The 23,427-nt window shown below is 68.2% G+C and carries 21 protein-coding genes and 1 pseudogene; 14 read left to right on the forward strand and 8 right to left on the reverse strand.

What is annotated here, in order from left to right:
- Positions 1-40 precede the first annotated feature (40 nt).
- From ACQP1V_RS24965 to ACQP1V_RS24990, 6 genes are all read left to right on the forward strand, one after another.
- A complete protein-coding gene (locus tag ACQP1V_RS24965) occupies positions 41-1,078 on the forward strand; it encodes a trypsin-like serine peptidase (protein WP_433412231.1) in 1,038 nt (345 codons plus the stop codon).
- 149 nt (positions 1,079-1,227) lie between these two features.
- Positions 1,228-1,734: a hypothetical protein gene (locus ACQP1V_RS24970; RefSeq protein WP_433412233.1), complete on the forward strand. Its 507-nt coding sequence runs from the start codon at positions 1,228-1,230 to the stop codon at positions 1,732-1,734.
- Positions 1,735-1,885: 151 nt separating this feature from the next.
- Positions 1,886-2,401 (forward strand): hypothetical protein, encoded by a 516-nt coding sequence (locus ACQP1V_RS24975; protein WP_433412235.1) that lies wholly within the window; start codon positions 1,886-1,888, stop codon positions 2,399-2,401.
- A gap of 501 nt (positions 2,402-2,902) precedes the next feature.
- Positions 2,903-3,517, forward strand: a complete 615-nt coding sequence (locus ACQP1V_RS24980; protein WP_433412237.1) for a hypothetical protein — start codon at positions 2,903-2,905, stop codon at positions 3,515-3,517.
- Positions 3,518-3,771: 254 nt separating this feature from the next.
- A complete protein-coding gene (locus tag ACQP1V_RS24985) occupies positions 3,772-4,347 on the forward strand; it encodes a hypothetical protein (RefSeq protein ID WP_433412239.1) in 576 nt (191 codons plus the stop codon).
- Positions 4,348-4,949: 602 nt separating this feature from the next.
- Complete coding sequence (locus ACQP1V_RS24990) at positions 4,950-5,285, forward strand: hypothetical protein (RefSeq protein ID WP_433412241.1); 336 nt, start codon at positions 4,950-4,952, stop codon at positions 5,283-5,285.
- A 215-nt stretch (positions 5,286-5,500) separates the two neighbouring features.
- Here ACQP1V_RS24990 and ACQP1V_RS24995 read toward each other — a convergent pair whose 3' ends face one another.
- From ACQP1V_RS24995 to ACQP1V_RS25005, 3 genes are all read right to left on the reverse strand, one after another.
- A complete protein-coding gene (locus tag ACQP1V_RS24995; RefSeq protein WP_433412243.1) occupies positions 5,501-6,076 on the reverse strand; it encodes a DUF1707 SHOCT-like domain-containing protein in 576 nt (191 codons plus the stop codon).
- A gap of 140 nt (positions 6,077-6,216) precedes the next feature.
- Positions 6,217-6,816 (reverse strand): hypothetical protein, encoded by a 600-nt coding sequence (locus ACQP1V_RS25000; RefSeq protein WP_433412245.1) that lies wholly within the window; start codon positions 6,814-6,816, stop codon positions 6,217-6,219.
- Complete coding sequence (locus tag ACQP1V_RS25005; RefSeq protein ID WP_433412247.1) at positions 6,813-7,100, reverse strand: hypothetical protein; 288 nt, start codon at positions 7,098-7,100, stop codon at positions 6,813-6,815. The genes ACQP1V_RS25000 and ACQP1V_RS25005 overlap by 4 nt, the downstream gene beginning before the upstream one ends.
- Before the next feature lie 205 nt (positions 7,101-7,305).
- Here ACQP1V_RS25005 and ACQP1V_RS25010 point away from each other — a divergent pair.
- Positions 7,306-7,824: pseudogene (locus ACQP1V_RS25010) on the forward strand (phosphotransferase); the annotation flags it as partial.
- Between the two features lie 153 nt (positions 7,825-7,977).
- Here the strand turns inward: ACQP1V_RS25010 and ACQP1V_RS25015 are convergent.
- A complete protein-coding gene (locus ACQP1V_RS25015) occupies positions 7,978-8,811 on the reverse strand; it encodes a TetR/AcrR family transcriptional regulator (protein ID WP_387416405.1) in 834 nt (277 codons plus the stop codon).
- Between the two features lie 209 nt (positions 8,812-9,020).
- On the opposite strand from ACQP1V_RS25015, the gene ACQP1V_RS25020 reads away from it, so the two are divergent.
- Complete coding sequence (locus tag ACQP1V_RS25020; RefSeq protein WP_433412249.1) at positions 9,021-10,613, forward strand: MFS transporter; 1,593 nt, start codon at positions 9,021-9,023, stop codon at positions 10,611-10,613.
- A 50-nt stretch (positions 10,614-10,663) separates the two neighbouring features.
- Here the strand turns inward: ACQP1V_RS25020 and ACQP1V_RS25025 are convergent, their stop codons facing one another.
- The 3 genes from ACQP1V_RS25025 to ACQP1V_RS25035 are packed head-to-tail and all read right to left on the reverse strand — an operon-like array spanning position 10,664 to position 14,295.
- Positions 10,664-11,656 (reverse strand): ROK family protein, encoded by a 993-nt coding sequence (locus tag ACQP1V_RS25025; protein WP_433412251.1) that lies wholly within the window; start codon positions 11,654-11,656, stop codon positions 10,664-10,666.
- A gap of 4 nt (positions 11,657-11,660) precedes the next feature.
- The gene (locus tag ACQP1V_RS25030; RefSeq protein ID WP_433412253.1) at positions 11,661-13,133 is read right to left on the reverse strand and encodes a M81 family metallopeptidase; all 1,473 of its coding nucleotides are present in this window, start codon (positions 13,131-13,133) and stop codon (positions 11,661-11,663) included.
- Between the two features lie 13 nt (positions 13,134-13,146).
- Positions 13,147-14,295, reverse strand: coding sequence for an ROK family transcriptional regulator (locus tag ACQP1V_RS25035; RefSeq protein ID WP_433412255.1), 1,149 nt, complete (start codon positions 14,293-14,295; stop codon positions 13,147-13,149).
- Between the two features lie 301 nt (positions 14,296-14,596).
- On the opposite strand from ACQP1V_RS25035, the gene ACQP1V_RS25040 reads away from it, so the two are divergent.
- The 4 genes from ACQP1V_RS25040 (at position 14,597) to ACQP1V_RS25055 (ending at position 20,435) form a co-directional block, all read left to right on the forward strand.
- Positions 14,597-16,402, forward strand: coding sequence for a peptide ABC transporter substrate-binding protein (locus ACQP1V_RS25040; protein ID WP_433412257.1), 1,806 nt, complete (start codon positions 14,597-14,599; stop codon positions 16,400-16,402).
- A gap of 69 nt (positions 16,403-16,471) precedes the next feature.
- Positions 16,472-17,431 (forward strand): ABC transporter permease, encoded by a 960-nt coding sequence (locus ACQP1V_RS25045; protein ID WP_067138804.1) that lies wholly within the window; start codon positions 16,472-16,474, stop codon positions 17,429-17,431.
- Positions 17,428-18,345, forward strand: coding sequence for an ABC transporter permease (locus ACQP1V_RS25050; protein ID WP_433412259.1), 918 nt, complete (start codon positions 17,428-17,430; stop codon positions 18,343-18,345). Before ACQP1V_RS25045 ends, ACQP1V_RS25050 begins: the two co-directional genes overlap by 4 nt.
- Before the next feature lie 14 nt (positions 18,346-18,359).
- On the forward strand, positions 18,360-20,435 hold the full coding sequence (locus ACQP1V_RS25055; protein WP_433412261.1) for an ABC transporter ATP-binding protein: 2,076 nt from the start codon (positions 18,360-18,362) through the stop codon (positions 20,433-20,435).
- A 114-nt stretch (positions 20,436-20,549) separates the two neighbouring features.
- Here ACQP1V_RS25055 and ACQP1V_RS25060 read toward each other — a convergent pair whose 3' ends face one another.
- A complete protein-coding gene (locus tag ACQP1V_RS25060) occupies positions 20,550-21,197 on the reverse strand; it encodes a TetR/AcrR family transcriptional regulator (RefSeq protein WP_433412263.1) in 648 nt (215 codons plus the stop codon).
- A 282-nt stretch (positions 21,198-21,479) separates the two neighbouring features.
- Between ACQP1V_RS25060 and ACQP1V_RS25065 the strand changes: the two genes are divergently transcribed.
- Together ACQP1V_RS25065 and ACQP1V_RS25070 are read left to right on the forward strand one after the other, a co-directional pair.
- On the forward strand, positions 21,480-22,511 hold the full coding sequence (locus tag ACQP1V_RS25065; RefSeq protein ID WP_433412265.1) for a medium chain dehydrogenase/reductase family protein: 1,032 nt from the start codon (positions 21,480-21,482) through the stop codon (positions 22,509-22,511).
- A gap of 96 nt (positions 22,512-22,607) precedes the next feature.
- Positions 22,608-23,321: an SRPBCC family protein gene (locus tag ACQP1V_RS25070; protein ID WP_433412267.1), complete on the forward strand. Its 714-nt coding sequence runs from the start codon at positions 22,608-22,610 to the stop codon at positions 23,319-23,321.
- The last annotated feature ends 106 nt before the right edge of the window (positions 23,322-23,427 follow it).

The raw sequence follows: 23,427 nt of genomic DNA on the forward strand, positions 1-23,427 counted from the left end.
ACCGTGAAGGACACCCCATGACTGGACGGAGAGATCAAGCATGAGGCGTGCACTGGTCGCGTTAGGCGCCGGCTTAGGTTTGCTGGGCTCCACTGTCGTCTCCGCGCCGGCTCAGGCCGCGGACGTGGTGACGGACCCCCTGGCCTCCACTGTGGCGACCGCTCAGCAGGTCGCGGCATTTTGGCTCGCAGACGGGGCCGCCAACCTGAAGAACGCCACGCCCTACGCCTGGGACACCGCGGTCCGCGTATACGTGCCCCCGCCGTCGTCGCCGGGCGGCACGCCCGGCTACGTCCCGCCGGTGCCGGGCCCGCTCTCGTCGAAGGGGAAACTGCCCACGACCTCGGGCAAGGTGTTCTTCGTCGGCGCCGACGGTCAGCCCCACTGGTGTTCGGGCACCGCCATGCAGTCGGCCTACCTCAACGTCGTCGCAACGGCCGGTCACTGCGTGTACGACACCCAGAGCATTGCCGTCACACTCGACAAATGGGTCTTCGTTCCCGGCTACTCCGAGGGCACGACCCCGTGGGGCCTGTACGTCGGAAAGCAGGCCTCCGCTCATTACGACTTCGACGTGTACGAGGACTTCGACCGCGACTACGCCTTCGTGAACGTGTACAACGGCGTCGTCTCGTCTTCCTCCGGCGTGCTGACCGACAGCGGGAGGCTGGGCGACAGCGTCGGCGGGCAGGGCCTCACCTACAACCAGCCGACGAACCGCTCGGTTGACGTGTTCGGCTACCCGGCTGGCCCCAACCCCGACGGAACCCGGCCCTATACAGGCCAGACCCTCGAATGGAGCTACGGCAAGACCTTCAACGCCATGGCTCCGGCCATGAAGGGCGAGGATCTCATCGGCGTCGACTCCTCGTTCACCGGTGAAGGCTCCCTCGGCTCCTCCTGGCTGTACCAATACAGCAACGGCAACCGCTCCGGCTACCTCAACGGCATAACGATCAGCGTCTCCGACACCGACGGCGACAATCGCTACGACACCAGTGTCTCCCCGTACTTCGACGGCGAGCTCTACGGTGTCTACAGCGCGGCCAAGAACCTCTGGACCGGCGCCATCGCATAGACGATCGCCGTACATCCCCGCCGCGCCCGCCCACCCGGGATCGCTGGGTGATCGACGGTAGGCGCACGTCGCGTCGATCACCCGTGGGAGGGGGTGCGTTCACCCGTGCGGGGGATCCCTGGCCGAGGAGCCTCGGAAACGCTGAGGACATGGTGAATGAGCGAACTGACGTACCTGCCCCGCGCTGGGCGATCAGGGCGGCCTACGCATCTGCCCTTTCGGCGACCATCGGGTTCATCCCCCTGCACGCGGTCTGGGCGCTGGGAGTACCCCTCTGGGCTGACGAGGGCAGATTCCGGGACTGGTACGCGCAAGGCGGCGGTCCCTACCTCTTCGTTCTCTGCGCCATGGCCATGCTGGCCGGAGTCCTTGCGCTGAGCCTGGTGCGACCATGGGGCCTGGTCTTCCCGCGCTGGGTGCCGCTACTTTCCGGGCGGAAGGTGCCGCGCCGGACACTTTTCACCACGGCGTTCTCCGTGTCGGTCTTCTTGCTCGGGTACACGGCATGGGCCGCATGGCAGTTGGCTACCCACTTCAACGACGACGGCATCTTCAGTCCGTGGACAGTTACCTACGGAATTCCGCAGTTCTTGGTCTGGGGCATCGGCCTGTGTCTCGCCGCCTGGTCGTACCGAGCCCGTGCCACCCAAAAATGACGTTTCACGTGGACCGAGTTCCGCACACAGCCGCAAATCGAGATCAGCGATCGTCGTATGGAGAACAACAATCTAAGGCCGGTGACCGCCTGGCAATCGCCGACCGGCTCGGCGTCAACGCGGCACGAAAATCAGCTCGATCGTGGCCGGTATGGCCGCCGGAGCCGACTCCATCGCCGATCTGGACGCGTTGCGGCACGGCGGGATGGACACGCTGTTCGATGGCATCCGCGCCCCATCCACGCTCGGCTCGTTCCTGCGCAGCCTGAAGTGGGGAAACGTCCGCCAGATCGAGAAGGTATCCCGCGAGTTGGTGGTCCGGCTGGCCACGCATGCGCCGCTGCTGCCCGCAGCAGACACGGTCGCCTTCCTGGACGTGGACTCGATGCAGAAACGCAGTGCGGGCGGCCAGGACGAGCTGTTCAGCTCATACCGGTATCACGCGGTCTTCACCGACAGCCCGTTCCACCTGGCCCAGGCCGAGGAACAGCATCGTGACCACGCGATCGTGGAGCAGGTCTTCGCCGACCTGGTCTGCGGTCCGTTCGCGCATCTTCCCTCGGGTGACTTCGCCGCGAATGCCGCGTGGCTGACCTGCGCGGCGATCAATCGGTCCGTCCCGGGATTGGAGGCGGTCACGACCCTTTCGACGTTGCGCGGGTCATAGGTCACTCGTATGTGCGCGCCCTTCTCCGGTAGGGAGCAGACCGCGATGGGGGCTCGCACAACGCTTTCCACCCCGGCGCCATCGCCTGTGAGGAAGCGGATGACCGGGTAGACGGTGCGTCGACCGAGCGGCCGAGGCCAGGATCCGCCTCGCGGCCCGGAGCGGTATCCGACAACGGTGGCCATGGTGCTGACGCCGTCACGCCGAAAGGTCAGCTCCTTGAAAAGGCTCCATCCGCCATATGCGCCCAGACCCGGGCCGAACACCCCGAAGCAAACGTTGAACACCTCACGCGCCACGCCATGCAGTTCCATGGATATCCATCGGACGGGTGGAGCGAGCTTTATACCTTTGTACACCACCTCCGTGGACGTGACCCGTTCCGCCCCCGCGGGGTCATGTGACCCCTGTTCGCGGAGATCATCGCAGATGCCACCGGCTACGAGTAGTCCAACCGTAGGATTACGGCAGTTCAGCTTCCATGATCCCCAAGGGAGATCCGTGACGCGCCTGAGCAGACGACCACTTGCGTGGGCGATCGTGGTCCTGGTTCTTGCGGTAGTCGCCGGAGGCATCGTGATGATCCCGCGGTTATCGGGACCGGATTTGGCGGGCACCGCCCAAGAACAGGTCATCTCGGTCGACTCTTCGACGCGTTCGGCACTCATGGAGGCAGCTGACCACTTTCTGGAGACAGACCCCGCCCGCAACAAAGGAAGCTTTCTGGCCACTGACAAGCCGGCCTTGCATCCCCGGATGTTCTGCCACGAGGACCTCATAGAGGTTCGCCGGAAAGATCCTCGGCTATTGGTGGGGCTCATGGCCTGGTGCGAGGAACTCGCCCGCTCCGGAGACAAGCTCGTCGCCGGCAGCGGCTATGGCGTACCGCTGCTCTTGACGATGCAGTCGGTTAACGGACGCTTCACGGTGCAGCACGTCGACGAGCCAGGGGACGGTGATGCGAACATACCCACGATCCGCGCTATGTTCTCGCCGGAAGGCGCGCCCCGGGCAATAGAGCTGGCGGGCGCTGGGTCGGACATGGAGAAGGGAATCCGCCAGGAGGCGCGCAGGACTTTCGGCCTGCCGCCGGACGCCAAAGTCGTGCTCTCCTGACCTGGCATCGCCTCCGCCGGGCTTCGGGCGCGTGAGTACAGCAGCAAAGTACAGCAACAGGACCACACAGTTCCTCACGCCGACAGCCACCAGCACACGCCCGAGCAGGCTGCGGAGTTCTCCACATGGTCACTGGCTCCCGTTTGCAAGCAGGAAGTCATGAGCGGGCTGCAGGCGCGAGGCTTGCAAATTGGCCCGGGTCGGTGTACGCCTGCTCAAAGGGGTAGATCGTCTCCTGGACGGGGGATATGCGGATGAACAGCAAGAAGACCGGATTGGAGGAGTATCAGGAAGCGCTCGCACGGGCGAACGCGAATGTGCGGGCCGCGCGCGCCCCGGTATTCGGTCACCATCGCCCACGGGGCATCGCTGTCGTGCTTTTGGGGCTGGTGTTCCTGGTCGGGAGCCTGGCCATCTTCTACTTCGAGTGGTACGGACCCACCTATGGCAAGCCTGCGTTTGGGACGATCGTCAAGGTCGAAGGGCGTGGGATCCATGTCGCATTCACATCCGCTGAGGGTGTGCACGAGACGGGTTATGTCCAGAACTTCGCGCAGAACCCCCCACCGTATGTGGGGGAGAAGCGAGACATTCTCTATCTGGACTGGTGGAAGTCCGCCGGGAGAGTGGACGCATGGGATCCCCGTGTTCCCCGGGGGCTCGCCTTTCCCTTGATCTTCACCCTTATAGGCCTTGGCTCATTGGTGGCCGGGGTCATCGAATTCTCCGGTCGCGCTCCTTGGCGGAAAGCCGTCTGGCTCGATGAGCGATCCGTACGCTCCTCTGCGGCGGGCCTCGCCGACCGAGGCGTCCGCTCGGTGAAGGAGTGACTGCCCTCGTTGCCGTTGCCTGATATGGAAGCGAGAGCAGGGCACACCCAGGGCACATGAGCGCGAAAAGCAGAGCGGAACGATGAGTAGCCGCGAACGTTGAAAGCCCAGCTCAGCACATGAGCTGGGCAGTCGCCGCAGCTCAGCCGTCAGGACAGATCAGATCTACGACGTCTGACGCTTCCTCAATCGTGCAATCAAACAGTTCCGTCCTTTCCCTCATGAGGCTGATCGAGTTGCGCTGTCGTTTACGCTACTCAACCCGAAGGAGCTCTATCTCCTTGGAGAGCTTATATAGATTCCTACTCTCATCGGCATCCTCGTATGGCGGGATGCCCAGCTCGAAGCCGAAGTGTGCTGTTCAATAGCATCTGCCGTCTGTGGCAGGTAAAAACTACGCTCTCGATACTTGAGATACCCAATAAATCCCGGCGTTCTATGCGGCGGGCGTCATCGCCGCCTGCCACCGCGCGGGCGCGCGCTTCTCGGTCACCGCGAAGACGGACCCCAAGATCAAAGCAGCGATCGCCGCCATCGACGATGACGCCTGGCAGGCGATCGAGTATCCGAACGCGATCTTCGATGAGCAGGCCGGCTGCTGGGTGTCCGACGCCGAGATCGCCAAGACCCGCTACACGGCCTTCACATCGAAGAAGGACCAGGCGGTCACGGCACGGCTGATCGTGCGCCGGGTCAAGCGACTCAACCCGCAGGCTGCGGGCGGTCAGGACGAGCTGTTCAGCCAATACCGGTATCACGCGGTCTTCACCGACAGCCCGTTCCACCTGGCCCAGGCCGAAGAACAGCATCGTGACCACGCGATCGTCGAGCAGGTCTTCGCCGACCTGTCCTGCGGCCCGCTCGCGCATCTTCCCTCGGGTGACCTCGCCGCGAACGCCGCCTCGACCCCCACGGTTACCCGCGCCACCAGCGCATGAACCCCCGCTCCCGAGTCCTGCGGACATGTGGCCAGGCTGCGATCCGCGCGCAGCGACTCTCTCATACCCGGGAACAGCGCTTCACCTGGCGCAACGGACCTCGCGACCGAATTGAACCAGGAACCGATCACAAGAGATCACGCGGTGGATCCAGGCTCAGTATCGATCTCAGCGGCCGTTGCCGGAGAAGCTCCGATAGCCCCCTGGCGGTCGGTTCAGGAACTGTTGTGGTGGTAGCGCACCCAGATGTCTCCGCTGATGTGGCCGGACAACCGCAGCACGACCCCGTCCGGCGACAGAGGTTCGGGCGGCCTGTTGTGCACGCGAAGCAGCCGTATCCATCCGCCGGACGTCATTTCGTCCGACAGCACCTGCCAGCCGACGGGAACCCGGATGATGATGTCCCCGAAAGGCGAATGACACGACACGTGCATGGCGATTTCCGGGTGCGGGCAGTACGCCTGCCTGAAGTCGACCACGGCGGTACGCCAGGTGCAGTCGAGGTTGAGCCGTGAGGGAACCGTCCACCGCCCGGTCTTCCTGATCGCGCGAAAGCCACGGGAATTCAGCCGTAGCAGATCCTGACCGCCGGACGGCGTTACCAGGTGCGTCTGAGGCAAGTCGGCGACGATCGCGTCCAGTTCCTGGAAGGTCCGCGCCTTGTACACGCGATCGAGTCGCTCATTCACCTCCTCGATGCTGATGCGTCCCTCACCCAGGGCGATACGGAGCATCTCGGCAATGCGGTCCCGATCACGGTCACCGGCCCGTAATTCTGACTTCTCATCCATGACAGCAGCCTAATGATCTGTCCATTGGCATCGCCATCCCACAGAAACCGGCAAAATGCGCACCAGCGCAGCCTTTCCCTGCCAGGCAGCAGCTCGCGCTTGCACCTCCCACAGCAGCTGAGAACGCATACGCCTTCCCATCAGACCTGCTCGGCGGGTTCGTTCAGGCGGCGCTTGTAATAGGCCCAGGGAGAATCGAAATCGGACGGGACGATGCGTTCCCAGCCGAGCTCCTCCATCTGACGCTGGCGGCGGCCCGACGGCCACCACACCCGCCGGTGCTCCCACGCGTCGGGCGAGGCCTCGACGAGGTGGAAGAGGTAGCCGTAGTCGACGGCATGCCATCCGCGCCGTCCCTCCCTCTCCAACGCGTCCATCTCGTTGAAGGCGTGCAGGGGCGTGAGCACTCTGCGGGTGGGGGTGTCGCCCGGCAGCGAGCCCTTGCGGTCGGTGGCCGAGGCTCCGAAACGCTGTTGGGCGGCCTGACGGCTGATGCCCAGCAGCCGTCCGAGGGCATCCCAGCTGTGCCCGGCGCTACGGGCGCCGGTGATCGACTGGCGCAGCAGTCTGCTGCTCTCCCGTGCGGCGACGCTGGAGGCGGCGACCATGAGCAGGTGGGCGTCCGGGTCGTTGTCGAGCCCCTTGCGTCCCTGCTCGCACGCGGCCAGCACGGCTTCGGCGACAGCCTCCCGGATGGCGTTCACCTGCTCGTCGGTGAGATGGGGCCGGGGCGCCGTCACTGCCGGTCACCCTCATCGCCGGCGGTGGGCGGCAGCGGCTCCAGTTCCTCCAGGCGGGCGGCGTCGGCCGCGTCGGCGGCGCCGGACTCGGCCGCGCGGCGCGCGGCGGAGGCCGCGGTCACCACCCCCACGATGAAGATCGTGAAGCCGACAACGAGGAACAGGACCCACAGCAGCGTGCTGTCGAGCGCGGCCTGCAGCGCGAGCAGGGCTCCCATCAGCGGTAGGAGGACGGCGATGGCCAGAAGCCCCGGTGAGAGGGGGCGAGAGGCGCGACGATTCATAGTGTCAAGGATTCATTGACAACCGCCCCTATGTCAAGAGTTCATTGACATTCCGGCGAGGCCCCGGCCGCGGCGACCCCCTCACGAGTGGTGGTTGATCACCTCGTAACGCAGCAGCACGTTGTCCGAGCCGCGCCGAGGACGGGAGTCCCGAGCCGCAGCGGCGGGACAGGTGGCGGTCGGCGGCGCGTTCGGCACCGCGGCCATGACCGAGCTGTGGGACATGGCGCTGAACGCACCCGGATGGGATCGCCCTTCGGTCTGGTTCCACGGCGACTTCCACACCGGCAACCTGTTGACCGTTGACGGCCGCCTCAGCGCGGTCATCGACTTCGGCGGGCTCGGCCTCGGCGACCCGGCTTGCGACCTGACCATCGCCTTCACCCTGATGTCGGCCAGGAGCCGGGCCGCCTTCCGCGCCACGCTCGGCGTGGACGACGCCACCTGGGCACGGGGCCGCGGCATCGCCTTCCGCTGTGACGTCGCGCGAGGACTCGCCGGACGGCACACGATGGCGTTGCTGTGGCTGACCGTCCCGGACACCGACCTGCGGACCGTGGGACGGCGGATGGCCGGCTGGCCGGAAACCCGAATGTGTGCGGCTGTTGCCGGCCCGACCAACCTCGTTCTGATCGTCAACCTGCGCTCCTTCGAGCATCTGGAGGACGTGCTGATCCGGATCGCCAGGGCGTTCCCCGGCGTTTCCGTCACCGAACGGCGGCTGGTGCTGCGGCAGGTGAAGATCTACGGCCGCGTGGTGGACGAGGACGGCCGGTGCGTCGAGGTGATTCCAGCCGACCCGTGGACCGCCGTCCCCGAGGCGAAGGCCGACCGAGACCAGACGAATGACTCCACGGGATCGCCCGCGGATCGAAGCTCAGGCATCGATGCCTCGTCTCGCGAGGTCGGCTGCGATGCCGTCCAGGACACCGGCAAGACCTGCGGCGAACAGGGCGTCGAGGTCCCAGGGGTCGGCACCGGCGCGCATCGCGGGCGCGAGGCGGGGATACGCTCCCGGTGCGAAAAGCGGATTCTGTGCGTCGTCTGAGGCTTTCGCTCCCGGGATCCGGGCGACTTCCGCTTGCCGTTCCGCCTCTACATCGCTGACGTAGGTCAGCGCCACGCCTTGCACGTAGGAGGCGAACATGAACATGTACCGGAAGGCATCGGCAGGTTCGAGGTCGAGCCCGTCGAATGCGGAGAAGGCGCTTTCACTGTCCGCCGCGAGAGCCGGGCTGAAGTGCGCGCGGGTTGTCACCATGACCCTCGGCAGGATCCACGGATGGCGGTGATACAGGTCCCAGTCGCGGTATGCGGCGCGTTCAAGGCCGTGACGCCAGTCCCGCGGCGCCGTGTCGGGCAAGGGCACGTCAGCCAGCGCGGCCTCCACCATCAGGGCCACCAGATCATCCTTCGATGACACATGCCGATACAAGGACATGGTGCTCGCACCGAGGTCCATGGCGACCCGGCGCATCGACAGCGCGTCGAGCCCTTCCGCGTCCGCGATGGCGATCCCGGCTCGCACGATGCGCTCAACGGTGAGATGCGGCGCGCTGTCATCACGCTCCGGGACGTCGGCCGGCGTTTCCGCCCTGCGTGACCGATACGCCTTCGCCTGGCACGCGCGGGAGCAGTAGAGCCTCGGCCGTCCCCGTTCGGCGGACTCCAGTGACTTTCCACATGACGCGCATGCCGGTTGCACCGACATCACCGCACCCCTTTCGTCACACCGCAAGGCTTGTGACGAAATTCTAGCCTGCCGATGGCAGCGATGCACAGTACAGGTCGATACGCCAGGTCAGAATGCTGTTGTGACGACGCTGCGTGCGTGCGTATCCTGTACGCCGCGTGCGTGTACAAAGTACGCGCCGGGCGATCGACTCCGACCCCGGCCGACACGACTCAGGAACAACGGAAATGACTGAAGAAGAAAGAACAGCCGGAGCCAGGGAGTGGGTCGGGCTCGCCGTCCTGGTACTGCCCTGCGTACTGGCGTCCATGGATATGTCCGTCATGTTCGTCGCACTCCCCTCCCTGACGGCCGACCTCAAGCCGAGCAGTTCCGAACTGCTGTGGATCATGGATGCTTACGGCTTCCTCCTTGCCGGCCTACTCATCACCATGGGCACACTCGGTGACCGGATCGGACGGCGACGGGTGCTTCTCGCAGGCGCCGCAGCCTTCGGCACCGCCTCTGTCCTGGCGGCCTACTCGACCAGTCCCGGGACGCTCATCGCCGCCCGCGCGCTCCTGGGCATCGCCGGATCCACGCTGGCGCCGTCCACGCTCTCCCTGATCCGGAACATGTTCCACAACGCCAGACAACGGGCCACCGCGGTCGGCGTCTGGACGGCGGGCTTCGCGGGCGGTGCCGTATTCGGCCCGATCATCGGCGGTCTGCTGCTGGAGCACTTCTGGTGGGGATCGGTCTTTCTGATCAACGTGCCGGTGATGGTCCTGCTCCTGATCCTCGGCCCGCTACTGCTCCCCGAATACCGCGATCCCACGCCAGGCCGTTTCGACCTGCTCGGCGCCGCCCTCTCCCTCGTGGCCGTGCTCAGCGTCATCTACGGCGTCAAACAGATGGCAGAGCACGGCTTCGGGTGGATCCCCCTGGCCTACTGCGCCGCCGGACTCGCCGTGGGGGCCGCATTCGTCCGCCGCCAACGCGTGACCGCGAACCCGATGATCGACCTTGCGCTGTTCCGCACACGCCGGTTCAACGTGCCCTTGCTCATCGACGCGCTGGGGACGTTCGGACTGGTCGGCTTCAGCCTGTTCAACTGGCAGTTCATGCAACTCGTCCTGGGCATGGGACCGCTCGAGTCAGCCCTGTGGTCCTTGCCCACCTTTCTCGTGATGCCCCTGGGCATCGCACTGGCCACCGCGCTCGCGCCCCGCATCGGTAAACCCAAGGTGATCGCCGCCGGGCTGCTCGTGGCAGCCGCCGGCTACGCCATGCTGACCCTGGTCCACGCCGGTTCGGGAATCGTCCACCTCGTCAGCGCCCTGACCGTTGTCGCGATCGGCATCGGCGGGGTCTCCGCCGTGGTCACCGATGTGATTCTGTCCGCCGCACCACCGGAGCGGGCCGGGATGGCCTCCGCCATGGCCGAGACCTCGGCCGAGTTCGGCGGGGCCCTGGGCATCGCGGTCCTGGGCAGCATCGGCACCGCCGTCTACCGTTCGGAACTGACCGCGAAGGCTCCCGACGCCCTCACACCCAAGGAGTTGGAGGCAGCGCAGGACACGCTCGGCGGCGCAGTCGACACCGCCGCGACTCTCCCGAAGGGCACCGCCGAAGCCCTGCGAAACGTGGCATTCGACGCCTTCGCCCGAGAGATGCGGATCGCCTCGGTGGTCAGTGTCGTTCTGATGGCGGCCGCGGCCGTCCTCATCGCCACCCTGCTCCGCACCGCACACGCCCGCCCCGGATCCGAAGCCCCGGAATCCGCACCAGAACAGACCGGCCAGGACCAAGCGGGCGACCTGGCCTCCACGGCAACCTGATCGTGAGCTCCGGCTTTCCGCCGGGTGCAGAAAGGGCTGCCGGGCCGGAGTCACCCGCTTCGGGGCACCTCACTCCCCCGGTTCTGCGCGCCCCAGCCCTCTGGTACGGCCAGGCCCGCCGCGCGCCGGGCCAGGATCGCGGCGCCCACCTGCGCCGCCCGGGCCCCGAAGGCGGAAGGAAGCAGCGCCGGCGCCGCCCGCCAGGCGAGAGCTGACTGCAGTGTGGCGCGCACCTGGTCGAACAACTGCGCGCCGGCCTCAGCGAGTCCACCCCCGAGAACGATGCAGGCGGGGTCGAGGGTAAGGGTGAGGGTGGCCAAGGCGGTCCCCAGCGCATGGGTGGCGGTGTCCCACACCGAGCGGGCGAGCGGGTCGGTGCACGTGGCCTCGGCGATGGCCCGGCTGTCCAGCCCCGGCGTTCCTCCGAGCCGGATGTAGCGCCGGGCCAGACCGCCGGCGGAGGCGTACACCTCCAGACACCCGCGCTGCCCGCACGCGCACAACTCGCCGCCGGGGTGGACCGGCATGTGGCCGACCTCCCCCGCCGACCAGTCCGCGCCCGCCACCGGCTCGCCGTTCAGCACCACGGTGGCGGCGATGCCCGTTCCCAGCGGCAACATCAGGAAGTTGTCCAGGCCGCGGGCCACCCCCGAGACCGCCTCGGCGACGCCCGCGGCGCGGACGTCATGGCCGACCGCGACCGGCAGCCCGAGGTCGTCGCGGATGAGCGTCCGCAGCGGCACATCGCGGAACCTGATGTTCGACGCGTACCGCACCACCCCGGCGGCCTCGTCGACGATCCCCGGCGTGACCACCCCGATGCCGGCGGGGACGGCGCCGAGGGCCAGCGCGTCGCTGTTCAGCTGCCGGCACAGACCCCGCAACGCCTCGACCGGGCTCGTGTCGGCCTCCGCGGGCGACGACACGACCACGGAGTGCCGGATCCGGCCCTCCTCGCCGACCACCACCCCTTTCATCGTCGTGCCTCCGACATCCACGGCGAGCACACAGGGACCCGCGGACGGCACATCCGTATGTGTCACGTGATCACCGGGTCACCACGGTGAGGTCCGCGGCGAAGTCGCGGTCCAGGGGGAACACCGGTCGCACCACATGCCGGTACGGCAGACGCCCGAGGTCCTGATCGACGCCACCCGGCGTCAGCGCGAGCAGCCAGTCTCCCGCCGCGTCGAACAACTCGGGTTCGAGATAGCCGATCTTCACGACGACAAGATCCATGTCGCCGGCCGTGATGCCGAGCCGGGCGTAGGAGGCCAGCTCGGAGTACTGCATGCGACGGGACGTGACGAACACGCTGAGCCCGCCCACGCGCACGCTCGCGCACCGCCCGCCGGCGGGGTCCTCGGCGACCGCCTCCAGGACGCCGTCGAGCTGGAGCGGGCCCGGGTCGCGCGGGTCGATCCGGCCGCCGACGCGTACCCGGACCGGCGAACCGAGCGGCTGGTCGGCGACCTGCGCCACGGCCTCCGGATCGACCAGCGAGGCGTACACCGCACGGAGGGAGCCGTCGCGGATCTGCGGGCGGGCCAGCATCCGCTCGAGGGCGAAGGTGACGTCGTCGGCGCCGCCGGCGCCCGGGTTGTCTCCGGAATCGCTGATGAAGAACGGGCGGCGGGAGGGGTCTGCCACCGCGGCGACCGCGACGTCGAGGCACTCGTCCATCGAACCGGTCGGGGCGACGAACGCGAACTCGTCGCGCGCCGACCAGAAGTGCTCACCGAGCTCGCCGGCCGCCTTCTCCGCGGCGGCGGCGTCGGTGCCGGTCACGACCACCGCTCCGCGGCAGCGGGGCTGGTCGGCCCAGGCGAAACCGATCCAGACCGCTGCGTCGATCACGCCTTCCCGGGCTTCGATCTCGGGGATGCGCGCGTACAGCCCCCGGGCCGGTTCGATCCGGGTGCTGGTCATCTCGCCGGGCAGGAGGATCGGCACGTGGACGAGGGCCTTGTGCGGGCGCTGTCCGCGGCGCAGCGCGTCCACGAGGTTGCGGGCCGCGCGCTCACGGGTCTCCCACACATCGACGTGGGGGGCGGTGCGGTAGCAGGTGAGCAGGTCGCAGCCCTCGAACAGGACGGATGAGACGTTGCCGTGCAGGTCCATGGCGGCGGAGATGTACGGCTCCGGCCCGATCAGCGACCGGATGGCGGTGACGAGGTCGCCCTCGGCGTCCTCCCGCCCGACGACGCTCATCGCGCCGTGGATGTCGAGCAGGACGCCGTCCACCCGGCCTGCCTCGGCCAGCTTGTCCAGGATCTCCGTCGACCAGGCGTCGTAGGCGGCGGGGTCGACCACGCCGCCCGGGAGAGCCCGTGCGTGCACGAGGGGCACCCACTCAATGTCTCCGGCCCAGGGGGGCCGGACGGGCGAGAGCCAGTCGTAGCGCGCCAGCAACGCATCGTCACGAGTGACGTCGAAGTCGTCGGCGGTGCTCAGGTGGGGCGAGAAGGTACTGGACTCGATGTGTATGCCGCCGATGGCGATGCGGAGGGAGCGGGGCACTGACGGGGTCTCCTCAGGAAAGCGGGACATCGGCCACCGTGCGCGCCAGATGCCCGAGGCCGACAAGGGCGGCATCCGGGCCCGCGACGCTGGCCTCGATGGACAGAGACTGGGTCATGGACGGCAGGCAGCACTCGTAGAGCACTCCTCGGGCGGCCGCCATGTAGACGTCGAGGCTGGAGAGCGCTCCACCGATGACGACCGCGTCGGGGTTGAGGAAGTTGACCAGGCCGGACAGCGCCACCCCGAGCAGCTCGCCGGCGCGGCGCACCATCGTCACCACAGTGGGGTCGGCGTCCACGGCGGCGGCGATGACGTCGCGAGTCGTGGTCACCGGCAGGCCCTGCTCCTTGAGCTGCTGGACCAGGGCGGCGCCGCTGGCGACGGTTTCCAAACAGCCGCGTCTGCCGCATGAGCAGTGGCGCTCGCCGCTGTCCGCCACCCTTCCGTGGGTGAGGTCGCCGCTGAGGCCGCGGCTGCCGCGGTAGACCTGGCCGCCGCTGACCAGGCATCCGCCGATGCCGGTGCCGGCCTTCACGTAGATCATGTCGCCGGTGTCCCGGCCGCGGGTGATGTGCTCGCCGATCGCCGCGGCCTTGGCGTCGTTCTCGACGACCACCGGCACGTCGAAGCGTTCCTTGAGGTCGGCCTGCGCGTCGACGCCGCTCCAGCCGGGCATCCGTGCGGGTCCGACCAGACGACCGCTCGGGAACCTGACCGGACCCGGGAGAGCCACGCCGACCCCGAGCAACGCCTGACCGGGGGCTTCCGCCGCCCGGATCCGCGTGAACGCCCGGGCGATCGCGTCGAAGACCTTCTTCGGTCCGGCGGCGATGTCGATGGCGACCTCTTCGGCCGCGAGCAGTCGTCCGTCCAGCGAGGAGAGGCCGACGCGGGCATGCCGGCCGCCCAGCTCGGAGACGGCGAAGACACCGTCGGTCTCCCGCAGCCGCAGGATCCGCGGCCGTCGTCCCCCTGTGGAGCGGCCCACGCCCTCCTCCAGGATGACGCCCTCGTCCAGCAGACGCCGCACCAGCCCGGAGACCGTCGAGGGGGCGACCCGCAACGCCTCGACAAGGTCGGCGCGGGAGGTGGCCTCGCCGCTGGCCAGCAGGTTGAGGGTCTGCTCGCGCAAGCTGGCGGAGATCGACGGGTCCGACATACCTCTCCTTCTCGTGGCTGGTCTTCCGGCGCTGCCCACCACAGGGCCGCCGCGGTCCCCAATCATGGACCACGCGTACGGCATCGAAAGATCTTCAGCAACTTCCATCGTGCCCGAAATAAATACGCGAAACAAGTCCACTTATTTTCGTTGACTACCTACATCCTGCGTAATACATTCTGCGAACCATCGCTTGAAGATCCGGTCGACGGGACACCACTTCCTGGCCCCCAACGCTTGCGACAGCCGAGCGAGGCATCCCCCGCGTGCCCGGTCACGTGCACATCAATCGAGGAGACCCATGAGGAGTAGATTCCACTGGCGCGCACTCCGCGGCACCGCGGTCACCGCCGGCGCGATCGCCATCGGCCTGGGCCTGGCCGCCTGCGGCGGCACCAGCTCACCGAAGAGCGCTCAAGGTGGGAGTCAGGGCAAGGACTCGGTGACCGTCGCCCTTCGCACGCCCAACTGGATCCTGCCCATCTCGGCGCCCGGCTTCACCCAGGGTGAGAACGCCATCTTCAGCGGGGCGCAGTACCGCCACCTGTACGAGTACCAGCTGGACGGCTCGGCGAAGTACAACATCGACCCCGCGCGGTCGATGGCCGACCCGCCCGAGGTGAGCGACGGCGGCAAGACTCTGACGATCACCCTGAAGGACAACACGTGGTCGGACGGCAAGCCGATCACCACCCGCGATGTGCAGTTCTGGTACGACCTCGTCAGCGCGAACAAGGACAAGTGGGCGTCCTACCGGGCCGGCGGCTTCCCCGACAACATCGCCGACTTCACCGTCAAGGACGAGAAGACCTTCTCGCTGACGACGACGAAGGTCTACAACACCGCGTGGTTCGTGGGAAACCAGCTCAACCGCATCGTGCCGCTTCCGCAGCACGCATGGGACAAGGACTCCGCGACGGCGAGCGTGAGCGACCTCTCCAGCACCGCGGCCGGCGCCGGCAAGGTCTTCGACTTTCTCACCGCGGCGTCGAAGGATCCCAAGACCTACGCGACCAACGAGCTCTGGAAGGTCAACAGCGGCGCGTGGAAGCTGGAGAAGTACGTGCCGAACGGCGAGGTCGTCTTCGCCGCGCAGCAGAACTACTCCGGCGGCGACAAGCCGAAGGTGCCCACGGTGGTGTTGCGGCCCTTCACCAGTGACGATGCCCAGTTCAACGTGCTGCGCGCCGGTGAGATCGACTACGGGTACGTCCCCGCGGGCAACCTGTCGCAGCAGAAGTACCTCGAGTCCAAGGGCTACACGATCTCGCCCTGGTACGGGTGGTCCATCACCTATCTGCAGCTGAACTACAACAACCCCAAGTCCGGGCCGCTGTTCAAGCAGCTGTACCTGCGCCAGGCGATGCAGATGCTCGTCGACCAGCCGACGATCAGCAAGGTCGTCTGGTCCGGCACGGCCGCGCCGACGTGTGGGCCCGTACCCCCCAAGCCGGGCACCGGCGAGGCCGGCGACGGGTGCGCCTACTCGTTCGACCCCGCCAAGGCCAAGGAGCTGCTGGAAAGCCACGGATGGAAGGTGGCCCCGGACGGGGAGACGACCTGCGAGAAGCCGGGCACCGGCGCGGACCAGTGCGGGGAGGGCATCGCCGCCGGCACTCCGCTGCGCCTGACGGTCACCAGCCAGACCGGCTTCGCCGCGACGACGAAGATGTTCGCCGAGATCAAGTCGCAGATGGCCAAGGTCGGCATCCAGCTGGCCATCAAGGAGGTGCCCGACTCGGTCGCGGTGACTCCGGCCTGCAAGCCGTCGGAGGCGAGCTGCTCGTGGGACATGTCCTTCTTCGGTTCCCAGGGCAGCTGGTACTACCCGGCCTTCGCCAGCGGTGAGCGGCTCTTCGCCACCGACGCGCCGGTCAACCTCGGCAGCTACAGCAACCCCGAGGCGGACAAGCTCATCGAGGCGACGCAGTTCTCCGGCGACGAGAGCACGCTCAAGGCCTACAACGACTTCCTGGCCAAGGACCTGCCGGTGCTGTGGATGCCGAACCCCGTCTACCAGATCTCGGCGTACCGGTCGGATCTGCAGGGGGTCGCGCAGGACCCGCTGAACAACATGTTCTTCCAGGACTGGTCCTGGAAGAACTGACACACCGACCGTCGGGCTCCGGTGGCACCCTGACGAGGCCACCGGAGCCCCTCGAAAAGGAGGGGCCACGTGGCCCGGTACCTCATCGTCCGCCTGGGCCAAGCCCTCGTCATCGTGGTACTCGTCACGATCATCACGTTCGTCATCCTGCACCTGCTGCCGGGGGGCGCGGCCCGGGCCACGCTGGGCAAGGAGGCGACGCTTGAGCAGCTGGCGGCCTTCGACCACGAGATGGGCTACGACCGCCCCTGGATCCAGCAGTACGTGATGTATGTGCAGCGTCTGCTGCACGGCGACCTCGGCTACTCGTTCCAGCTCAACCAGTCCGTCACCGAAGCCATCGGCCAGCGGCTGCCCAAGACCATGGTGCTGTCGCTGCTGTCGACGCTGCTGGCCATCGTCGTGGCCATCCCCCTCGGAGTCATCCAGGCGACGCGTCGCAACCGGTGGCCCGACTACACCATCACCTCCTTGTCGCTGCTGGCCTACGCCACGCCGATCTTCTTCCTTGGCCTGATGATGATCATCCTCTTCTCGCAGGTCTGGCCGATCCTGCCGCCGGAGGCACCGCAGGGATTCACCCTTGGTGAGGTACTCGCCGACCCGGCCGGCCTCGTCCTCCCCACCGTCACGCTCGCCGTCGTGACCGTCGCCGTCTACTCGCGGTACGTACGCTCGTCCATGGTCGACAACCTCAATGAGAACTACGTGCGCACCGCGCGCAGCAAGGGGCTGTCGGAGGGACGCGTCGTCGTCCTGCACACCCTGCGCAACGGTTTGTTCCCCGTCATCACGCTGCTCGGGATGTATCTGCCCGCGCTGTTCAGCGGCGCGCTGGTCGTGGAGTCGTTGTTCAACTTCCCCGGCATGGGCCAGTTGTTCTGGCAGGCCGCCCTGAAGCGTGACTTCCCGATCCTGCTCGGGGTCACCCTGATCATCTCGGTCGCGACCGTGTTCGGCGCACTGCTGGCCGACGTGCTCTACGCCGCCGTCGACCCCAGGGTCCGCCTCCGAAGGAGCGCGTCGTGACCACACCGGCTGAGACAACCGGCAATTCCGAAGGAACGTCGCCGCAGCCGGACGAGACGCCCGTCCGGGGCCTGTGGCGCCAAGGGGTGGAGGTCTTCTGCGAGAACCGGCTGGCGCTGGTGGGCCTGGCCATGTTCGTGGTCCTCGCCGCGGTCTGCTTCCTCGGACCGCTCTTCTACCACACCGACCAGGTGCACACCGATCTCGCCGCCGTGCATCTTTCCCCGGGCACGGACGGACACCCGCTGGGAACCGACGGGGTCGGCTACGACCAGCTCGGGCGTCTCATGCTCGGCGGGCAGACCTCCATCATCGTCGGGCTCGCGGCGGGAATCCTCGCCACCATCGTGGGAACGGTGTGGGGGGCCATCGCCGGTTTCGCCGGCGGGTGGGTGGACGCGGCGATGATGCGGCTCGTCGACGCGATGATGTCGATCCCGTCGCTGTTCCTGTTCATGCTCTTGGCCGCCATCGTCACGCCGAGCGTGTCGATGCTCATCGTCATCATCGGAGCCTTCGCCTGGCTCGGGCCGGCCCGGCTCGTGCGCGGCGAGGCGCTGTCGCTGCGCTCCCGCGAGTACATCCAGGCCATGCGTTCGATGGGCGGGACCGGTGGACGTGCGGTGCGACGGCACATCATCCCCAACGCCATCGGGACCGTGATCGTCAACGCGACCTTCCAGGTCGCCGACGCGATCCTCTACGTCGCCTACCTGTCGTTCCTCGGCCTCGGCGTTCCCCCACCGGCGGCCAACTGGGGTGGGATGCTCTCCGACGGTCTCGCCGACACGTTCAGCGGCCACTGGTGGCTGCTCTATCCACCCGGAATCGCCATCATCCTCATCGTCCTCGCCTTCAATTTCATCGGCGACGGGCTGAGGGACGCCTTCGAGGTCCGCCTCCGGCGACGCTAGCAGGAGCAGGATTAATGAGCGCACCAATCGACACGGCCCCGCACGACGAAGCGCCCGGTGACAGCGGAGAGAGCCGGCCGCTGCTGCGGCTGCGTCACCTGAGCACCGACATCGCGCTGCGTCGCGGCACCGTCCACGCCCTCGACGATGTCAACCTGGAGGTCCGGCCGGGAGAGACCCTCGGCATCGTGGGCGAGTCCGGCAGCGGCAAGACGATGACCGCGCTGTCGGTCATGGGCCTGCTGCCCTCCGGCGGCAGCGTGGTCGGCGGAGAGATCCTCTTCGAGGGGCGCGACCTGCGGTCCCTGCCGCCGGACGAGGTGCGCCGGATCCGCGGCGTCCGCATGGGCATGGTGTTCCAGGACCCGCTCACCTCGCTCAACCCGACGATGCGCATCGGGACGCAGGTCGCCGAGCCGCTGCGCGTACACGAGGGCGTCGGTAAGGCGGAGGCCCGCGCGCGAGCCATCGAGATGCTGCGCCGGGTCGGGATGCCGCGCCCAGACAAGATCGTCGACGACTATCCCCACCAGCTTTCCGGCGGGATGCGCCAGCGGGTGGTCATCGCCATGGCGCTCATCTGCTCCCCGCGCCTCCTCATCGCCGACGAGCCGACGACGGCGCTCGACGTGACCACGCAGCGTCAGATCCTCGAGCTCATCGACGACCTGCGTGAAGAGTTCGGGATGGCCGTCATCCTCGTCACCCACGATCTGGGGGTGATCGCCGGCCGCGCCGACCGTGTCGCCGTCATGTACGCCGGCCGTGTGGTGGAGACCGCCCCGACCACGCAGCTCTTCACCTCACCCCGGCACCGCTACACCGAGGCGCTCATGGAGTCGCTTCCCGAGTCGGTGACCCACGAGACCGGCGCGCCCAAGCGCCTCTACAGCATTCCCGGCCTGCCGCCGGACCTGTCCCGGCCCCTGGACGGGTGCCGCTTCGCCCCGCGCTGCCGATTCGCCGCGCCGGAATGCCATACGACCGAGGTGCCCCTGTCGGCCGGCGAGCACCGGTACGCGTGCCTGCACCCGGTCACCGCGACGACCACTGCCACAACTGTCCGGGCCGTCCCGGTGCCCCTGCCCGCGGAGGCGCCCGAGGCGGCCCCGGAGCCGATCCTGTCGGTCCGCGGTCTGGTCAAGGACTACGGGGCGACGACCGGCGGGCTGCTGCGGCGGGCGTCCGGGCAGGTGAGCGCCGTCGCGGGGGTCTCGTTCGAGGTGCGCCCGGGCGAGACCTTCGGGCTGGTGGGCGAGTCCGGGTGCGGCAAGTCCACCGTGGGCCGCCTGGTGGTCGGCTTGGAGAAGCCGACCGACGGGCAGATCGTCCTCGACGGGACCGACATCGCCACGCTGAGCCGCCGCGAACGCCGGCGGACGCATCGGCAGGTCCAGCTGATGTTCCAAGACAGCTACGCGGCCATGAACCCGCGCATGCGCGTCGACGCCATCCTCGCCGAACCGTTGGAGATCCAGCAGGTGGGCGACCCGTCCGCGCGCCGGGCCCGCATCACGGCGCTGCTCGACCAGGTGGGATTGTCGCGACGGGTCCTGGAGCGTTATCCCCATGAATTCTCCGGCGGCCAGTTGCAACGGCTCGGGCTGGCCCGGGCACTGGCCCTGCAGCCCCGGCTGATCGTCGGCGACGAACCGGTGAGCGCGCTCGACGTGTCGATCCAGGCCCAGGTGCTCAACCTCATGCGCGACCTGCAGCACGAACTCGGCCTGGCGTACGTGTTCATCAGCCACGACCTGTCCGTCGTGGACTACATGGCGGACCGGATCGGCGTCATGTACCTCGGCAAGCTTGTCGAAGTCGGCCCGGCCCACGACGTGGTCAGGGCCGCCCGGCACCCCTACACCCAGGCGCTCATCGACGCCGTCCCCTCCGCCGCCCCAGGACGCGCCGCGCCGCGCGAGAACATCACCATCCGGGGTGAACTGCCCAGCGCGCTGAACCCGCCCACCGGGTGCCGGTTCCGGACACGGTGTCCCATCGCCGAGCAGATTTGCGAGACGGAGCCGCCGCTGGCGGGCGACCTGCATCAGGTCGCCTGTCACTTTCCGCTGCGTCCCGAGCCGGGATGACGGCCGCGCTGACAGGGTGATCGGTTGAACCACGGTCGGTTGAGGCGGCGACCCCGATCGACCGTGGTGGGATCCGCGTGGGTGACGTGCCGAGCGCCTCGGTAGCCGAGGCGCTCAGTGCGCCAGCAGGTCGTCCAGTTCGGCCGCGAAGAGCAGGGCCGGGTCGAATCCCATTCCGGTGAAGTGGCCGGCGAGCTCCAGGGACAGGACACCGTGCAGCCGGGTCCAGAAGCTCAGGGCCCGGTGCAGGACCGCGGGCGGGGCGGGGTGGCCGTCCGCCCAGTCGCGGTGGTCTGCCAGGTGTCCGTCGAACGGCGTCGCGGGACCGTCCGAGGCGAGCGCCGCGGAGGCGTCGAGCAGCATCGCCATGGTCTCGGACGAGATGCGCGTGATGTCGTCGGGCGCGTGGTAGCCGGGCACGGGGGTGCCGTAGATGAGGAGGTACCGCTGGGGGTCCTCCAGCGCCCAGGCACGCAGGGTGTGCGCCAGCACGGCCAGGTCGGCACCTGCGGCGGAGGCTGAGCGAAGAGTGTCGGCGAGGCTTCGGTAGGCGTCCCTGACGAGCTCGGTGATCAGTGCGTCGCGGCCGTCGTAGTAGCGGTAGAGCGCGGGTCCGCTCATGCCCATCTGCTTGGCGATCGCATTGAGGGAGAGCGCGGACGCCCCTGTCGTGGTGATCTGTTCCCACGCGCGTTCCTTGATCTCCGCGCGCACCTGAGTCCGGTAGCGCTCGCGAGGGGTCATCGTGTCCCGCTCCGCCATGACCCGGCCACCTTCCCCGCCACTGAAGCTACATCGTGAAGATTTAGTTAGAGGGTATCACGAACCCTATTGACACTCCCCTTCTCGTCTAGTTATAACTTCTAACGTAAGCATGACGTTCTAGCTGATCGTCGTGGCCATTCTTCGAGCCCGCAGCCGGCGCCGAAGGAGTGCGCCGCCACGCCCCCCGCACCGAACGCGCACCTCCCCCATGACGAGGAGTTAGAGGCTCTAATGAACGCGAAGACAGGTAACCAACGCCTGAGCGCAGTGGAGGTCGACATGAACGCCGAAGGACTCGTCGAGGTCGTCCTGCCGGGCAAGGTCGAGCCGGAAGGGCTGCGGATCCGGCACGGAGACGTCCCCGCCGCAGGCCCGGGCCAGGTCCTCATCCGCATGGAGGCGACGGGCGTCTCCTTCGCCGAGCAGCAGATGCGCCGCGGCCGCTACTACGACCAGCCGGCGTTCCCGTTCGTGCCCGGCTACGACCTCGTCGGCACGGTGCTGGCCACCGGCGAGGGCGTCGAGCCCGCCCTGGCCGGCACCCGGGTCGCCGCGCTGGTCAAGGTCGGCGGCTGGGCCAACCACGTGCTCGTCGACGCCGCGGACGTGGTGCCGGTCCCCGACGGGATCGGCGCGGCAGAGGCGGAGACCCTCGTCGTCAACGGCATCACCGCCTGGCAGATGCTGCACCGCAAGGCCCGCGTCCGCGCCGGGCAGACCATCCTGGTGCACGGCGCGGGCGGCGGCGTCGGCTCGATCCTGGTCCAACTCGCCCACGCCGCGGGCGTGAAGGTCATCGGCACGGCCTCCGCCCGCCACCACGACGCCCTGCGGGACCAGGGTGTCACCCCCATCGACTACCGCACCGGCCACGTCGCCGCGCGGGTCCGCGAGCTCGCCCCCGGCGGGGTGGACGCCGTCTTCGACCACGTCGGCGGCCCCGGCATCGTCGATTCCTGGCGCCTCCTGGCCCCCGGCGGCACGCTCGTCTCCTACGGCACCGCCTCCACCCGCGACGACGAGGGGTCCAAGCAGTGGCCCGTACTCAAACTGCTCGGCCGGGTCTGGCTGTGGCACGCCCTGCCCAACCGGCGACGCGCCTACTTCTTCAACATCTGGGCCGGACGAGCCCTGGCCAAGAACCGGTTCCGGGCCCGGCTGCGTACTGACCTCACCCAGGTCTTCGCCGCCCTCCAGCGCGGGGACATCACCGTCCGGATCGCCGCCCGGCTGCCCCTCACCCGCGCCGCCGACGCCCTGCGGCTGGCCGAATCCGGCACCGTCGCCGGAAAGGTCGTGCTGATCCCGTAACGCACGGCGCCACCCACAGCAGCGCCACCCATCCCGAACAGCCATCCGGGGCGCCCGAGCGTCCGTTCCCTGTCCCCCAGAACGAAAGCGAGCACCATGTCCGGCAACGGCCCGTCGATTCCCACCGGTCAGCGATCCCAGACCCGCCGCACGCACACCCGAGCCATCCGCCCCCGGACCCGCGCTCGCCTCACCACGCTCACGATCGCGCTCGCCGTCGCCGGCGTCCTCGCGGGCAACATCCCGGCCGCGCAGGCCGCGCCCCGACCGACCCACGGTGGTCAGCCCCAGTGCCACGGTGAGGGCGTCGACACCACCGCTCGCATCCGCTACCGGTCCGACATCGCGATCAAGGCGCCGCTGAGCGCCATCTTCACCCTGCAGACCGACGTGGAACGCTGGCCGGCCTGGCAGTCCCCCGTCCTCACCGTGAGCCGCCTCGACCCCGGCCCCCTCCGCAAGGGCTCGCGGTTCCGGTGGACCACCCCGGCGCCTCCCACTCCCACGACCCCCGCCACCAGCATGAACATCACTTCAACCGTCCGGCAGGTCCAGCGCGACACCTGCATCCTGTGGAGCGGACCCGCGATCGGTGAGGGGGTGCGCATCGACCAGGGCGTACACCTGTGGACCTTCACCAAGGTCAAGGGCGGCGTGCGCGTGCACACCGAGGAAACCTGGACCGGCGCCCAGGCCGAAGCGGACGTTCCCGGCGCCACCAAGATCCTCGGCGAGGGCCTCGAAGCGTGGCTACGCGCTCTGAAGGTCACCGCCGAAGCCCGCACCGGCGACCAGCCGTACGCCCCCTGAGCCCCGGCCGCGTGGGACACGAAGACCTCCGTGTGTGGTGGGGAGCCTGGCCCCCTCCACCACACCGGAGGTCTTCGCCTTGATCAAGCGGAACTGTCAACAGCGC

Origin of the sequence: Microtetraspora malaysiensis (assembly GCF_050947145.1) — a bacterium.
Taxonomy (GTDB): Bacteria; Actinomycetota; Actinomycetes; order Streptosporangiales; family Streptosporangiaceae; genus Microtetraspora_A; species Microtetraspora_A malaysiensis.

Bases quoted from the DNA above. Each gene is read 5' to 3' on its own strand.
- ACQP1V_RS24965 (WP_433412231.1), top strand. From the start codon at position 41: ATGAGGCGTGCACTGGTCGCGTTAGGCGCCGGCTTAGGTTTGCTGGGC.
- ACQP1V_RS24970 (WP_433412233.1), top strand. From the start codon at position 1,228: ATGGTGAATGAGCGAACTGACGTACCTGCCCCGCGCTGGGCGATCAGG.
- ACQP1V_RS24975 (WP_433412235.1), top strand. From the start codon at position 1,886: ATGGCCGCCGGAGCCGACTCCATCGCCGATCTGGACGCGTTGCGGCAC.
- ACQP1V_RS24985 (WP_433412239.1), top strand. From the start codon at position 3,772: ATGAACAGCAAGAAGACCGGATTGGAGGAGTATCAGGAAGCGCTCGCA.
- ACQP1V_RS24995 (WP_433412243.1), bottom strand. From the start codon at position 6,076: ATGGATGAGAAGTCAGAATTACGGGCCGGTGACCGTGATCGGGACCGC.
- ACQP1V_RS25005 (WP_433412247.1), bottom strand. From the start codon at position 7,100: ATGAATCGTCGCGCCTCTCGCCCCCTCTCACCGGGGCTTCTGGCCATC.
- ACQP1V_RS25015 (WP_387416405.1), bottom strand. From the start codon at position 8,811: ATGTCGGTGCAACCGGCATGCGCGTCATGTGGAAAGTCACTGGAGTCC.
- ACQP1V_RS25020 (WP_433412249.1), top strand. From the start codon at position 9,021: ATGACTGAAGAAGAAAGAACAGCCGGAGCCAGGGAGTGGGTCGGGCTC.
- ACQP1V_RS25035 (WP_433412255.1), bottom strand. From the start codon at position 14,295: ATGTCGGACCCGTCGATCTCCGCCAGCTTGCGCGAGCAGACCCTCAAC.
- ACQP1V_RS25040 (WP_433412257.1), top strand. From the start codon at position 14,597: ATGAGGAGTAGATTCCACTGGCGCGCACTCCGCGGCACCGCGGTCACC.
- ACQP1V_RS25055 (WP_433412261.1), top strand. From the start codon at position 18,360: ATGAGCGCACCAATCGACACGGCCCCGCACGACGAAGCGCCCGGTGAC.
- ACQP1V_RS25060 (WP_433412263.1), bottom strand. From the start codon at position 21,197: ATGGCGGAGCGGGACACGATGACCCCTCGCGAGCGCTACCGGACTCAG.
- ACQP1V_RS25065 (WP_433412265.1), top strand. From the start codon at position 21,480: ATGAACGCCGAAGGACTCGTCGAGGTCGTCCTGCCGGGCAAGGTCGAG.
- ACQP1V_RS25070 (WP_433412267.1), top strand. From the start codon at position 22,608: ATGTCCGGCAACGGCCCGTCGATTCCCACCGGTCAGCGATCCCAGACC.